Here is a 13,790-nt window from a genome sequence, read left to right on the forward strand (position 1 = left end):
CTCAGTGCTCCTTGACCAGTGCGGCGTACGGGCCCCGGGCGGCGACCAGGTGCTCGTGCCGCCCGCGTTCGACGACGGTGCCCCGGTCGAGCACGACGATCTCGTCGCTGTCGCGCACCGTGCTCAGCCGGTGGGCGATGACCACGCAGGCGCAGCCGCGGCGCCGCAGGTTGTCGATGACGATCTGCTCGGTGGCCGCGTCCAGGGCGCTGGTCACCTCGTCGAGGACCATGACGCTGGGGCGGCGCACCAGGGCCCGGGCGATCTCCAGGCGCTGGCGCTGGCCGCCGGAGAAGTTGCGGCCGTCCTGCTCGACGCGGCTGTGGATGCCGCCGGGGCGGCGGGCGACCACGTCGTACACGGCGGCGTCCTGGAGGGCGGCGACGACGGCCTCGTCGGGGATGGAGGGGTCCCACAGGGCGACGTTGTCGCGGACGGTGCCCTCGAAGAGGAAGACGTCCTGGTCGACGAAGGAGACGGAGGCGGCCAGCGCGCCGCGCGGGATGTCCTCCAGCCGCATCCCGTCGATGCGGATGGCGCCCTCCCAGGGGGCGTGGAGGCCGGATATCAGCCGGGAGACGGTGGACTTGCCGCTGCCGGAGCCGCCGACGAGCGCGACCTGCTGCCCGGGGCCGACGGTGAGGGAGAAGTCCTTGAGCAGCGGGGCGTCCAGGGGGCTGTAGCCGAAGGTGACGTGGTCGAGCTCGACGTGGCCCTTGAGGCGGCGGGTGCCGCCGGGGGGTTCGCGCCGGGAGTGGTGCGGGTCGGCGGGGAAGTTCTCCACGTCTTCGAGGCGGGTGACGTCGGCCGCGAACTCCTGGATCCGTCCTGCCACGCCGTTGAGGCGGGTGATCGGGGCGGTGAAGCTGGTCACCAGGGCCTGGAAGGCGACGAGCAGGCCGACCGAGAGGTGTCCCTCCACCGCCCGCAGGCCGCCGATCAGCAGGATCAGCGCGCTGTTGAGCGCGGCCAGGGTGGGGGCGACGATCGCCAGCCACGCGCCGGGCACGCCGAGCCGCTGCTGCACGTCGAGGGTGACCGCGTGCTGTCCGGCCCATCGGCGGAAGAAGCCGTTCTCGCCGCCGGTGGCCTTCATCGTCTCGATGAGCGTGAGGCCGCTGTAGGAGGTATTGGTGAGCCGGGCGCTCTCGGCGCGGAGCTTCTGGGTGCCGGTGGCGCGCAGGTGGATCACGATCCGCATGGCCACCACGTTCAGGAGCGCGATCAGCACGCCGACGACGGTCAGTTGTGGGTCGTACGTCCACAGCAGCACGGCGTAGAGCACCACCACGACGGCGTCCACGCCCGCGGCCGCGAGGTCCCGGGCGAGGGTCTCGGCGACGGCGTCGTTGGACTTCAGCCGCTGGACCAGGTCGGCGGGGTTGCGCTGGGAGAAGAAGGTGACCGGCAGTCTCAGCAGGTGCCGGAAGAAGCGGGCGCTGCCCAGGGTGGAGGAGATGACGCGCCCGCGCAGCAGGTTCGCCTGTTGCAGCGCGGTGAGCGTGGCGGTGAGCACCAGGGTGACCGCCATCGACGCGAAGAGCACGCCCAGCGCGGACGTCTGGTCGCCGATCAGGAACATGTCGATGTACGTACGGCTCAGCGCGGGCACCGCCGCCCCGACGGCCACCAGCAGCAGGCTGGAGAGCACGGCGGCGAGCATGGTGCCCGATGTGCCGCGCAGCCGGGCGGGCATGGCGGCCATGACGCCGGGCTTGCGGCCGGTGCGGCGGAATCCCCGGTCGGGTTCGAAGGTGAGCACGACGCCGGTGAAGCTGGTGTCGAACTCCTCCATGGGCACGAACCGGCGCCCCTTGGCGGGGTCGTTGACGTACACGCCGCGGCGGCCGAAGCGGCGGCCCGTGCCGTCGTAGACGACGTAGTGGTTGAACTCCCAGAACAGGATGGCCGGGGGGCTCACCTCGGCGAGCGCGGCGAGGTCCATCTGCATGCCCTTGGCCTTCAGCCCGTAGCCGCGCGCGGCCTTGAGGAGGTTGCCCGCGCGGGAGCCGTCGCGGGAGACGCCGCAGGCGATGCGCAGCTCTTCGAGGGGGACGAAGCGGCCGTGGTGGCCGAGCACCATGGCCAGCGCGGCGGCGCCGCACTCCACGGCCTCCATCTGCAGCACGGTGGGGGTGCGTACGGTGCCCGGTGCCCTGCCCCGGGGTCTTTCCGCGCGGCGGGTGCCGCCCTGCGGTGCCGGGCGGTGGCGTCGGCGTCCGGCGGGCGGGAGTTGGGGGGCGGGGGGCCGGGAGCGGTCCTGGGCGGTCCGCGGTGACGCGGTCACGGGAGCAGCCAATCGACGGGGCGCTGGGCGGAGAGGTGGACGGCGGCGGTGACCGGTGTCGTGGAGTCGAGGGGGTACGGGGGTCCGTCCGTGGAGGACCAGCGGTAGCCGGACCTGGTGTCCGGCGAGCGCTCCAGTCGCACGAGCACCGCCACGGGGTTCCCCTGCCGGGAGAACTGTGCGGCGAGCCGGCTGTCGCCGAGGAAGCCGGCGAGCTGCGCGGGCGTCTGAGGCGTGCGGCCGACCGCGGTGACGCGGCCGCGCAGCACGCCGAACTGCCGGGGCACGGACGGGACGCTCAGGTCGACCTGGGCGCCGACGGGGATCGCCGCGCCGTTCCCGCCGGGTACGTAGACCATGGCCACCAGCGGCTCGTCCGGGTTCGTCACGCGCTCCACGACCGCCACGTCGGCGCCGGTCGTGACGACCGAACCGGTCCTGGCGACCAGGGTCGTCACCCGTCCCCCGGCCACCGCGCGCACGGCCCGGGTGCCGCGGTCGGTGCTGACCTCGAGCAGGGGCGCGCCCGGGGAGAGCGACTGGCCCTCCTTGGCGAGGACTCCGGTGACCTGCCCGGCGAACGGGCTCTGCAGCGTGTAACTGCCCTCCGCGTGGATGAGGATGCCGGGTGCGCCGAGCTTGGAGGCCACGGATCCGGTGAATGCCCAGATGCCCGCCACGGCCATGACGACGATCGTGACGGCCAGGACGAGGCGGCCCTGCGGGCGCGCGAAGCGTACGGGCAGATCGAGTTCTTCGGGCGATTGCAGCTTGGAAAGCGCCTTCTGGCGGAACTGCACGAACTATTCCTTCGACTGCATTCGTGACATGGGTTTCTTTATTGCATGCCTGTCGCCCGTCGGCCATGGGCCGACGGGCGGCCATGAACCCCGGAAAGGGGAGTTCCGGGGTTCATGGAAAACCTCACGGCGGCGTACGGGCCGCCGTCAGGCCGTGAATTCCACCGGACCGCCGGGTCCGGTGGCGGAATTCACGATCAGAGACCGGCGACACCGGCCTGGACGCCGACGATGCCCTCGACCTGGCCGGGCAGGGCCTGCGCGGCGTGCACCGTCTGCAGGGAGGTCACGGTGCCCAGCACGTTGTGAACGTCGCCGGTCACGGCGCCGACGAGGCCACCGGAGAGGCTGACACCACCGGAAACGGCGTCCAGCTCGGCGTCGGCGATCTCGCGGGTCTCGATGTCGTTACGCATGATGCGCACCCTTCATTTGGCTGACTGTTTATCAATGATTGCGGCAGGCCGTACCGAAACGGCCCGACCACACCGGGCAGCCCGGTCTGAATCGACCGCCGTTCCAAGAACTGCCGCGGTGCGCAGATATAAGCACGCGAACGACTGGCACAGCCAACCGCGTTGACGTCTCCCGGTTCCCGCGGCACCGCTCCGACCAGCCCTCTTTTGGATTCATTTGCCGAACCGTCACACCTTCTCCACAAGATCGAGTAACAGATTCCAGGGGTCCACCGCGCTCACGGAACATAAATGGACACACGATCACCAAGCGCGTCGGTCATAACCGGCATATCGAGGACGGCGAGAGGTCCGGCCCCTCTCCCCCGCGGGCAATGTAAAGATTTGCCGAAGCGACGCTCGGTGACGGGACACTCACGCGAGGTGCCGGACCGGCCGGAGCCTACGGCGGACGCACGGCGCACGGCGCGCTCGACGCCCCGGTCTTCGCAACCGCACCACCGGCCTGAGCGCCCCGGCCTAGGCGCGGCCGGTTTTCGCCGGTGGTGGCCGGGAATCGTCGGTGCGGCAGGGATTTCCGAGGGAACGGCGCATCGATCGGAGGAGTTCTGTGCCCGCTGCGCAGACCGGGAAGCAGCCCGCGGCCCGCTCCTCCGTACCGAGGACCGCTGCCGGCCAGGACGGAGAGGATCACCCGAGTTTCTTCGGCTGCTTCGAGCAGGACGCGTCGGGCCGCTTCTCCCCCGACCGGCTGCTGAAGGTGCTGCGCCAGGCCGGCATCCTGACCGACGACCCCAGGATCGCCGAGACCGTCGCCAATCTGGACCGCCCCGCACCCGCGCCCGCCGAGCCGTTACTCCTCTCCGCCGAGGAGTTCGCCGCCGCCACCCGGCGCAACCGCGGCATCATCGAGCGGGCCGCCCGCGGGGAGCTCGCGGTCCCCGACTTCCCCGCGCTGGTGGAGGACCTCCGGCGCATCCACCAAGAGGTGCGCGCCGACCGGACCGGCGCCGTCGCCGCGTACATCCCCCAGCTCGCACGGGTCGCGGCCGACCAGTTCGCCATCTCGGTGTGCACCGTGGACGGTCAGCGCTTCTCCATCGGGGACGCGGAGGTGAACTTCTGCCTGCAGTCGGTCTGCAAGACCGTCAACTACTGCCTCACGCTGGAGGAGCACGGGCCCGACACCGTCCACCGGCACGTCGGGCGGGAGCCCAGCGGGCAGGGCTTCAACGAGCTGACGTTCAACAAGGCGGGGCTGCCGCACAACCCGATGATAAACGCCGGGGCCATCATGAGCTGTGCGCTCATCCAGCGCGAGCTCGACGCCGCGGACCGCTTCGACTTCGTGGCCGAGACCTGGAAACGCCTCGCCGGCGGCCGCGGCGTGGGTTTCAACAACTCCGTCTATCTGTCCGAGCGCAACACCGCCGACCGCAACTTCGCCCTCGGCTACTCGATGCGGGAACGCGGCGCCTTCCCGCCCGGCACCGATCTGCTGGCCACCCTGGAGTTCTACTTCCAGTGCTGCTCGATCGAGGTCGACGCACGGCAACTGGCCGTCGCCGCCGCCTCCCTGGCCAACGCCGGGGTCTGCCCGCTCACCGGCGACCCCGTCTTCTCCGCCCGGACGGTGCGCCACTGCCTGTCGCTGATGTCCTCGTGCGGGATGTACGACTTCTCCGGCGAGTTCGCGTTCACCATCGGCCTGCCCGCCAAGAGCGGGGTGTCCGGCGCGCTGATGCTGGTCGTGCCCCAGCTGATGGGCATCGCCGTCTGGTCGCCCCGCCTCGACGCCCAGGGCAATTCGGTGCGCGGGATCGAGGTCTGCCGGCGCCTGGTCGAGTGCTACAACGTCCACCCCTACGACCTGCTCACCGGCACCGGTGCCGGCAAGCGTGACCCCCGCCTCAAGCGCCAGCAGAGCGCCATCGAGGGCATCGTGGGCCTGTGCCTGGCCGCCAGCCAGGGCGACCTCAACGAGATCCGCCGCCTGGCCGCCTGCAACGTCCCCCTCGGCGCCACCGACTACGACGGACGCACCGCCCTGCACCTGGCCGCCGCCGAGGGGCACCGGGACACCGTGGACTTCCTCCTGTCGATGGGGGTCGACCCGCAGCCGGTGGACCGCTGGGGCGGGACCCCCCTGGACGACGCCAACCGGTCCGGTCACCGGAGGCTGGCCCAGCAGCTCGCCGACGCCGCCGGCCCACCCCGCAATGCCCCGGGCGCCAAGCAGTAGTTGCCCCGGCGGCCCGGTTCACCGCCCGGCATACGGAGGGGTGGCGCCCGCCGCGAGGTGGGGCGGGGTGACGGACGCGTGACGGTTGAGGGTTTCGACGAAGGCGACGGTGAGCGGGTCGGGGCGGTGGCGGGTGTACACCGTCAGTGGCCGGCGTACCGCCGGTTCGGGCAGCAGGACACGGCCGTCGAAGTGCGCGGGCACGATGTTCGCGGGCACCAGCGCCGGGCCGATCCCCGCGGCCGCCAGCAGCGGTGCGGCCGCGGTCTGCTGGGTGCGTACGGCGGCCCGCGGCTCGAAACCCGCCCTGGCGCAGACGTGGTCCAGGAGCTTCGCCAGGCCGTTGTCGGAGGCGTAGTGGACCCACTCGCGGTGGGCGAGATCGGTCAGCCGGATGCGGGAGCCGCCGTACGCCGCCGAGGGAAGGCCCTGCACGGCCGGGTCGTCATGGGCCATGACCACGACGAACTCCTCGGTGCCCAGCGGTGTCATCCGCCCGGTCCACTCCGTCGGGACGGGCCCGATCGCCACGTCCGCCCGGCCCGCCGCCATCGTGTTCTGGAGCGCCGTGGCGTGCGGCTGTTCGGCGACCATGACGCGGACGTCCGGGTGGGTCCGCCGCCATGCCCGCAGCACGGGCGGCAGCACCCCGAGGCTGATGGAGTGCAAGGTGGCCAGCCGCAGCTCACCTCCCGCCGTGCCGCTGACCCGCAGGGCGGCGGCCTTGACCTTGTCGGCGCCGGCCAGCGCGGCCTGTGCGTGCGGCAGCACCGCCCGGCCCAGCGGCGTGAGCACGATCGGACGCGGTCCGCGCTCGATCAGGGGCCCTCCGCAGGACCGCTCCAGCGTCTGGATCTGGCGGGACAGCGCGGGCTGGGACACGTGCAGCCGCTCGGCCGCCCGCGTGAAGGAGCCGGTGTCCACGATCGTCACCAAATACTGGAACTGCCTCAGAGTCATGGTCATAGCCGGAGGTTATGCAGCGGTGATCAACGTTTGATGGACGGATCACCTCAGCGGGCAGCGCCCGCCCGCTCCTCGGTCAGGACCTGCTCCCCTTCCGTCGCCGTGGGGCGGCGGATGACCAGTGACATCAGGGCGGCCACGCCGCAGAGCGAGCCGATGGACACCCACACGGTGTCGTAGGAGCCGAAGGCATCCCGGGCGACGCCGCCCAGGAAGGCGACGGCGGCGGCGCCCACCTGGTGGGCGGCGTTCGTCCAGCCGAAGACGATGGCGCTGTCCTCGCCGTAGAACTCCCGGCACAGCGCCAGGACCGGGGGCACCGTGGCCAGGTCGAGCAGGCCGAAGAGCACCACGAAGAGCATCATCGACGGCTGCACGGTCGCCGTCATCATCATGGGCAGGAAGAGCAGCAGCAACCCGCGCAGCGCGAAGCACCCCGCAAGGAGCCGGCGCGGGTCGTAGCGGTCGGTCAGCCAGCCGGAGGCGATGGTGCCCGCGACGTTGAAGACGCCGATGACCGCGAGCAAGGAGGACGCCGTGGTCACGGCCATGCCGTGGTCGTGGGCGGCGGGGGTGAAGTGCGTCCACATGATGCCGTTGGTCGACGCGCCGCAGATGGCGAAGGCCCCGGCGAGCAGCCAGAAGGGGCCCGTGCGCGCGGTGTCCCGCAGGACGGTCAGGGCCCGGCGGGCGGCCCCGCGCGTGGGCGGCGGCTTCGGGACGAAGTCCCGTGCGCCGTAGGGCTCCCGGCCCACGTCGGCGGGGTGGTCGCGCAGGACGAACCACACGAAGGGGACCACGGCGCAGGCGGCCAGGGCGACCGTCACGAGGGCGGGACGCCATCGGTAGTGGTCGACGATCCAGGACAGCACGGGCAGGAAGACCATCTGGCCGAAGACGCTGCCCGAGGCGAGCACACCGGTGACCAGGCCGCGCCGACGGACGAACCAGCGGTTGGTGACGGTCGCGCCGAAGGCCATGGCCATCGATCCGGTGCCGAGGCCGACCAGCAGTCCCCAGTAGAGGGTCAGCTGCCATGCCGCGGTCATGACGGTGGTCAGGAGCGCGCCGGCGGCGACGACCGTGAGCGCGCCGCCGACGACCCGGCGCATGCCGAAGCGGTCCATCAGGGCCGCGGCGAAGGGCGCGGTGATTCCGTAGAGCACCATGTTCACCGAGCTGGCGAACCCGATGGACCCGCGTGACCAGTGGAATTCGTCGTGCAACGGGCCGACGAGCAGGCCCGGCATGGTGGAGAAGGCGCCCGCGACGACGATCGCCACGCAGGCGACCGCGGCCACCCACCAGGCGCGGTGCACGCCCCGTCGGTGGCCGGGCCCGGGGGCTTCGACGCTTTCGCTCATGGAGGGATTCCTTTGCGTGAGGTGGCTACCCGACGCGCGTGCCCGGCACGGCGCCCCTGACACCGTCCGGGCCGACCGGGCCCCGGACGGCCGGGTGCGCCGCGAACGGCGCGTACCGTTCGCGGCGCACCCGGCGCGCGGTCACCGTGCGGACAGCGGACCGATGCGGTAGAGCACTTCGTCGTGGTGCTCGCCGGGGAACTGGTCGCCGGGGAACAGCACCTTGGTCTCGATCGCGGCGGAGTGGGACTTGGCCAGCTTCCTCAGCACCATGATGATCGCCTTGTTGTCCGCGGAGACCGTGGCCTCCACATAGCGCGCGCCCGCGCCGGCCGCCCGTCCGACGGCCTCCTCGAAAAGCTTGACGCCGAGGAACGGGATGCCGTGGCGCGGCTTGGCCGCCGTCTGCCAGACCATGTACGTGTCCGGCTCGTCCGGCCTGAGGTATCCGGTCAGGAAGCCGACGACCTCACCGTCGACGGTGGCGACGAGCGAGCTCGCGGCGAAGTCGCGGAACCACAGCGCGTAGTAGTACGGGCTGTTGTTGTCGAGCTCCTCGCTGCGGTCGACCATGTCCCATACGGTGAGCGCGTCGCCGGGCTCCGGCCGCCGGTAGACGACGTGGGCGCGGGGCGCCGGTGTGCCTGTGGTGACGGTCATGGCGATGCTCTCCTCTCCCGGCCTCCCTCAGGCACCCGTCGGCTCGGTGAGCAGGGGGTAGACGCCGTTCTCGTCGTGGTCCTCCCGGCCGGTGACCGGTGGATTGAAGACGCAGACGTAGCGCGAGTCGGTCCTGGGCCGCAGCGTGTGCCGCTCGTGGCCGTCGAGCAGATACATCGTGCCGGGGGTGATCCAGTGCTTCTCGCCGGTCTCCTCGTCGGTGAGCTCGCTCTCGCCCTCCACGCACAGGACGGCCTCGATGTGGTTGGCGTACCACATGGAGGTCTCCGTGCCCGCGTAGACCGTGGTCTCGTGCAGGGAGAACCCCACACCCTCCTTGGCCAGCACGATGCGCTTGCTCTCCCAGGTGCCGCTCTTGGCCCTGACGTGCCGGTCGGTGTTCTCGATGTCGGCGAAGGAACGCACGATCATGGTGGTGTGCCTTTCGGTATGAGTCGGTACGAAGGCGCGGTTCAGGCCGCGGAGGTGTCCCCGGCGGGGCGTTCGGAGAGTACGAAATCGGTGAACGTGGCCACGGATTCGAAGTCGTCCACCTCCAGTTCCTCCGGGTCGACCTCCAGCCCGATGGAGTCCTCCAGGGCCATGAGCATTTCGAGCATGGTGGTGGAGTCCAGGTGCAGGTCGTCGAAGAGCCGGACCTCTCCCGTCAGGCCGGAGACTGGCCGGTCCAGCACATCGGTCAGCGCGGCTTCGAGGGCCTGGACAACGTCTTGACGGTTCATCACAACTCCTTGTGCGGGGGTGGGGGCGAGGGTGTTCACCGGGCTGTCCGGCTCTCGACGAGGGCCGCCAGGGCGCGGCGGTCGACCTTGCCGTTCCCGTTGGTCGGCAGGGTGTCGAGTTCCACGCAGCGGCGGGGCACCTTGAATTCCTCGATGTGTTCCCGCATGTGGTCGAGAACCTCCGAGGAGCTGATGTCCGCCACGACGGCGAGCAGCGCGCTCCGGTCGCCTTCCGGGGGCAGCACGGCGGCGGAGGTCACTCCGGCGACCCGCCGGGCCGCCGCCTCCACCTCCGTCGCGCTGACCCGGAAGCCCCGTTCCTTGTAGAGGTCGTCGCGGCGTCCGCTGAAGTACAGATAGCCGTCCTGGTCCTGCCATCCGTAGTCGCCGGTGCGCAGTTCGGGGAAGAGCCCGTCCCGGCGGAAGAACCGCTCGGCGGTGAGCTCGGGCCGACGCCAGTAGCCGGCCATGACGTGCGGGCCGCGCACGACGAACTGGCCGGTCTCGCCGGGCGGCAGGCGGTTGCCCTCGTCGTCGACGACGTGGACCTCCGTGCCGGGCAGCGGCAGCCCGCAGGATCCGGGCCGGTCCAGGTCGCCGTCGGGCGGCATGATGGCGGTGCGCTTGCACTCGGTGAGGCCGTACATCACCTGGATCCGCAGGCCGGGCAGGGCCCGGCGCAGCGCGGCCGTCGTGGTGTCGCACAGGGCGGCGCCGGTGGTGGTGAGAAGCCTGAGCCGGCGGAGCCTGCCCTCGCCGCGGCGGAGCAGCCAGGCGAGCCGGTCGGCCACGGAAGGGACGGCGGCGAGCACGGTCGCCCCGCTCTCCTCCAGGCTGCGCAGCAGCGGCGGGCCGGCTTCGGCGGCGGTGCCGAGCCGCAGGTGACCGCCGCTGAGGGCGGCCAGGAACAGCTGGTACAGGCCGTAGTCGAAGGACAGGGGGAGGGGGCTGTAGAGGATGTCGTCGGCGCGGTAGCCGAGGCGGTCCTGGATGGCCGTGGCGGCGAAGAGCATCTGTTGGTGGGTGCTCACCACCGCCTTGGGCAGGGATGTGGTGCCCGAGGTGTAGATGAGGCAGGCCGGGTCGACCGTCAGGGGTGCGGCGGCCTCGGCGGTTCGCGGGATGTCTGCCGGGGGTGCGCCGTCGGCGAGTGCCGTGCGCAGCAGTTCGCCGGCGTCGAGGAAGGGGACGGTGTGCTCGGCCGCGGTACGGGCCGCGGCGGGGTCGTCGCAGACCATCAGGGCGGGTTCGCAGTCGTGGAGCACGTGGACGAGCGGTGCTCCGCGGACCTGCTCGTGCAGCACGCTGAAGACGGCGCCGAGGCGGGATGCCGCGTAGACGAGGACGGCGACCACGGCCCCGTCGTCCGCCGACACGACGACGCGTTCGCCGCGCCTGACTCCTCGTGCGCGCAAGGTCTCGGCCGCGCCGGCGCTCGCCGAGGCGAGCTCCGCGTAGGTGAGGCTCGTCGTCGAGGTGGTCAGGGCACGGCCGTCCGGCCGGTTCCGGGCCGCCTCGTCCAGCAATTCGTGCAACAACTGAGGCGCTGGGCGCATCACTTCTCCTTACGGGCGGCTGCTTTCCTGACGGGGATGACCGTGGTCGCCGTCGCGGCACACACCAGGACGGGCGGCCGGAGGACTTCGGCGGCGCTCGCCGCGGTTTCCGGGCGGGCCGCGATGACCTTGTGCGCCTCCAGCTCGACGACCCTGCGCAGTCTGGTGGTACGGGTGAGGCGGGCGGTGGCTTCGATGTAGTCGCCGGGGCGGACGGGGGCGCTGAAGCGGACGGAGGTGTACTCCGACAGCAGCCCCTCGTCGCCGTCCGTACGGATCGTGATCTCTGTGACGAGGTCTCCGAAGAGCCGCAGGACGCGTGCTCCGTCGACCAGCCCACCGCCGTAGTGGGCATCTTCCTCGCCGATGCGGACGCGCAGCAGTGCGGTCGTCGGCGCTTCTTCGTCATCGCCGGGCGGCGGCATCGTCCGGGTCTCCTCTCGTCGTCGGCGTCGTGGGGGACGGCCGGACGATCGCGACCGCCGCGACGACGTCGTGTTTGTGGGTGATGGACACGGTGACGGCCGGTCGCCCCGGGCCGGCCGCGCGGCCGCGGAGGCTCACGCGCGGGGAGCCGTCGGCCGCGCGTTCGACGCAGATCTCCCGGGGGGCGATGCCCTGGAGCATGCCGGTGCCCAGCGCCTTGAGCACGGCTTCCTTGGCGGCGAAGCGGCCGGCCAGGAACTCCAGCCTGCGCTCCTCCCCCAGGCTCCCGGCCGCGGCCAGTTCCTCGGGGGCGAAGACGAAGCGGAGGAACCAGGGCCGGGTGAGGAGCCGGCGCAGCTCGTCGCGGTCGAGGACGTCGATGCCGATGCCGATCGTCTCCGCCGTCTCCGCCGCCTCCGTCCCGTCTGTCTCCGCGGGGATGGCGGCCGCGTTCACGTGTCCGTGCCGAAGTCGACCAGCCGCTGTCTGGCCAGCAGTTCCTCGGCCGAGTCGGGTTCCCTGACCAAGGTGGCCCGGCCTCGGTGGACGAGCACCTCGGCCGGGAATCCGTGGCTGAGGAAGTGCCCCGGCGAGGCGGTGGGGCCGTACGCTCCGGACCGCTCGACCCCCAGCAGGTCTCCCGGCCTGACTTCGGGCAGGGAAACGCGTTTGGCGATGACGTCGTTGGGGGTGCACAGCGGGCCCGTCAAGGAATAGCGGTGCGTCACCGGATCGTCCGGGCGGGTCAGGTGCCGGACCGGGAAGTTGCGTTTGACGAAACTCCCGACGCCGACGGCGGCCATGTGGTGATTAGTGCCGCCGTCCGCGACGATGAACCAGTCCCCCATGGACTCCTTCACATACCGCGCCTTCACCACGTACGTGCCTGCCAGGGCGGTGAGATAGCGGCCCAATTCCATGATCAGCCGACAGGTGGGGTGACGGCCGTGAAATCCTTCCACTGCCGCGCGCAGTCCTCGGCCCAGGGCGGTGACATCCGGATCGGTCTCGTTGTCGAAATAGGCGACGCCGAGGCCGCCGCCGAAGTCCACCGTCTCCAGTGGAATGCCGAGTTCACCGGCGAGTTCCTCGGCGGCCGCCAGGATCTGCTCGGTGTTGCGGATCACGTCCGACGCGTCGAGGAAGCGTGTGCCCATATAGGCGTGCAGACCGGTGACCGTCACGTGCCGCAGAGCGGACACCACGCCTTTCGAACGGCTCAGGGCCTCCTGGTCGATGCCGAACTGCCGTGGCTTGCCGCCCATGGCGAGCCCGGAGCCCTTGCTGTGAAAGGCCGGGTTCATCCGCAGGACGGCCCGGCACCCGTCGGCGCCCCGCAAGCCCGCCAGTTCGTCGAGCTGTCGCAGCTCTTCCAGGGATTCGCAGACCACGGCGTGGATTCCCGCGTCGACGCAGGCTTCGAGTTCGCGCCGGTCCTTGCCGGGCCCGAGGAAGATGATGTCCTCCGGTGCCATCCCCGCACGGAGAGCCGTCAGAAGCTCCACATAGGAGGAGACTTCGGCACCGGCTCCCTGCCTCCCCAGAAAGGCACAGACGCTGATGTTGGGATTCGCCTTGAGGGAGAAGAATATATCGACGGATTCCGGTAGCAATCCCCGCAGTTCACGATAGGTGTGCTCCAGGACATCGGTGTCGTAGACGAACAGAGGGGTGCCGAACCGTTCTGCCAGCTCCGACACGGGGTTTCCTTGAACGCGGGCTTCCGTTGCGCCCATCCGCCCTCCCGCCATGTTTTCCGTATGCGGTTTCGCTGATGGACAAGAGCTTCACCGGGCGCCTTCGCGTTGACAAGCATTCCGCTCTGGACCGATCCGGCCCCTGTCCTGTTCAGTCCAGCTCGTTCAGTCCGGCGGCGGGTCGTTCTCCGGCGGGAGGTCGAGCAGGAGAAGTGGCGCCTCCGCGCAGCACAACTCCCATTGCTTCAGCCAGTGTTGGGCTTCCCGGGCGCGAATCCAGAGTGCCTTTGCGGTGGCCTCGGCCGTGCGGAGATCGGCCGCTCTGAGAAAGAGCCCGATGACCGGCCCCGGCCGCGCGTCGGCGTGGACGACGACGTGCTCGACCCCGTCCCCGGGTGCCGCCGACTCGGTCAGGGCCATGGCCACCCGATTCGGAATCCTTCCCTCCGAATTCCGTGCGCGAAGGTGGAGATGAACGAGATACATTCCCCGACCATGACGAGCCCGGCACTCCGGCGGCAATGTGCGGGACCGGGCCCGTTCAGCCCATGTCCTAAAGCGTCCGCGATGCCGGTCGTGAGCCGGATGTCCGCCGGGGCGCGCCCACCACGGAGAACCAACGCCTGTAACAGG

At 70.9% G+C, this 13,790-nt stretch carries 14 protein-coding genes; 1 reads left to right on the plus strand and 13 read right to left on the minus strand.

Annotation, left to right across the window (positions count from 1 at the left end; translation table 11 throughout):
* Nucleotide 1: 1 nt before the first annotated feature.
* From ACFY1P_RS04870 to ACFY1P_RS04880, 3 genes are all read right to left on the minus strand, one after another.
* A complete protein-coding gene (locus ACFY1P_RS04870) occupies nt 2-2,299 on the minus strand; it encodes an NHLP family bacteriocin export ABC transporter peptidase/permease/ATPase subunit (protein ID WP_390749714.1) in 2,298 nt (765 codons plus the stop codon).
* Complete coding sequence (locus ACFY1P_RS04875; protein WP_361529022.1) at nt 2,284-3,087, minus strand: HlyD family efflux transporter periplasmic adaptor subunit; 804 nt, start codon at nt 3,085-3,087, stop codon at nt 2,284-2,286. Before ACFY1P_RS04875 ends, ACFY1P_RS04870 begins: the two co-directional genes overlap by 16 nt.
* Nucleotides 3,088-3,284: 197 nt before the next feature.
* Nucleotides 3,285-3,503 (minus strand): hypothetical protein, encoded by a 219-nt coding sequence (locus ACFY1P_RS04880; protein WP_361520122.1) that lies wholly within the window; start codon nt 3,501-3,503, stop codon nt 3,285-3,287.
* 610 nt (nt 3,504-4,113) lie between these two features.
* On the opposite strand from ACFY1P_RS04880, the gene glsA reads away from it, so the two are divergent.
* Nucleotides 4,114-5,745, plus strand: coding sequence for a glutaminase A (glsA, locus tag ACFY1P_RS04885; protein ID WP_390749715.1), 1,632 nt, complete (start codon nt 4,114-4,116; stop codon nt 5,743-5,745).
* 18 nt (nt 5,746-5,763) lie between these two features.
* Here the strand turns inward: glsA and ACFY1P_RS04890 are convergent, their stop codons facing one another.
* From ACFY1P_RS04890 to ACFY1P_RS04935, 10 genes are all read right to left on the minus strand, one after another.
* A complete protein-coding gene (locus ACFY1P_RS04890) occupies nt 5,764-6,711 on the minus strand; it encodes a LysR family transcriptional regulator (RefSeq protein ID WP_361520116.1) in 948 nt (315 codons plus the stop codon).
* A 47-nt stretch (nt 6,712-6,758) separates the two neighbouring features.
* A complete protein-coding gene (locus tag ACFY1P_RS04895) occupies nt 6,759-8,075 on the minus strand; it encodes an MFS transporter (RefSeq protein ID WP_390749716.1) in 1,317 nt (438 codons plus the stop codon).
* Nucleotides 8,076-8,216: 141 nt separating this feature from the next.
* A complete protein-coding gene (gene ectA, locus ACFY1P_RS04900) occupies nt 8,217-8,735 on the minus strand; it encodes a diaminobutyrate acetyltransferase (RefSeq protein WP_361520110.1) in 519 nt (172 codons plus the stop codon).
* 27 nt (nt 8,736-8,762) lie between these two features.
* Nucleotides 8,763-9,167, minus strand: a complete 405-nt coding sequence (locus ACFY1P_RS04905) for an ectoine synthase (protein WP_361520108.1) — start codon at nt 9,165-9,167, stop codon at nt 8,763-8,765.
* Nucleotides 9,168-9,208: 41 nt separating this feature from the next.
* Nucleotides 9,209-9,478 (minus strand): phosphopantetheine-binding protein, encoded by a 270-nt coding sequence (locus tag ACFY1P_RS04910; protein ID WP_361520105.1) that lies wholly within the window; start codon nt 9,476-9,478, stop codon nt 9,209-9,211.
* Between the two features lie 35 nt (nt 9,479-9,513).
* Nucleotides 9,514-11,034, minus strand: a complete 1,521-nt coding sequence (locus tag ACFY1P_RS04915) for a class I adenylate-forming enzyme family protein (RefSeq protein WP_390749717.1) — start codon at nt 11,032-11,034, stop codon at nt 9,514-9,516.
* Nucleotides 11,034-11,459, minus strand: a complete 426-nt coding sequence (locus tag ACFY1P_RS04920) for a hotdog domain-containing protein (protein ID WP_361520100.1) — start codon at nt 11,457-11,459, stop codon at nt 11,034-11,036. The genes ACFY1P_RS04915 and ACFY1P_RS04920 overlap by 1 nt, the downstream gene beginning before the upstream one ends.
* The gene (locus ACFY1P_RS04925) at nt 11,440-11,916 is read right to left on the minus strand and encodes a holo-ACP synthase (RefSeq protein ID WP_390749718.1); all 477 of its coding nucleotides are present in this window, start codon (nt 11,914-11,916) and stop codon (nt 11,440-11,442) included. Before ACFY1P_RS04925 ends, ACFY1P_RS04920 begins: the two co-directional genes overlap by 20 nt.
* The gene (locus ACFY1P_RS04930) at nt 11,913-13,211 is read right to left on the minus strand and encodes a diaminopimelate decarboxylase (RefSeq protein WP_390749719.1); all 1,299 of its coding nucleotides are present in this window, start codon (nt 13,209-13,211) and stop codon (nt 11,913-11,915) included. The genes ACFY1P_RS04925 and ACFY1P_RS04930 overlap by 4 nt, the downstream gene beginning before the upstream one ends.
* A gap of 111 nt (nt 13,212-13,322) precedes the next feature.
* Nucleotides 13,323-13,583, minus strand: a complete 261-nt coding sequence (locus ACFY1P_RS04935) for a hypothetical protein (protein WP_390749720.1) — start codon at nt 13,581-13,583, stop codon at nt 13,323-13,325.
* Nucleotides 13,584-13,790 lie beyond the last annotated feature (207 nt).

Source organism: Streptomyces sp. NPDC001407, from assembly GCF_042895325.1.
GTDB lineage: Bacteria > Actinomycetota > Actinomycetes > Streptomycetales > Streptomycetaceae > Streptomyces.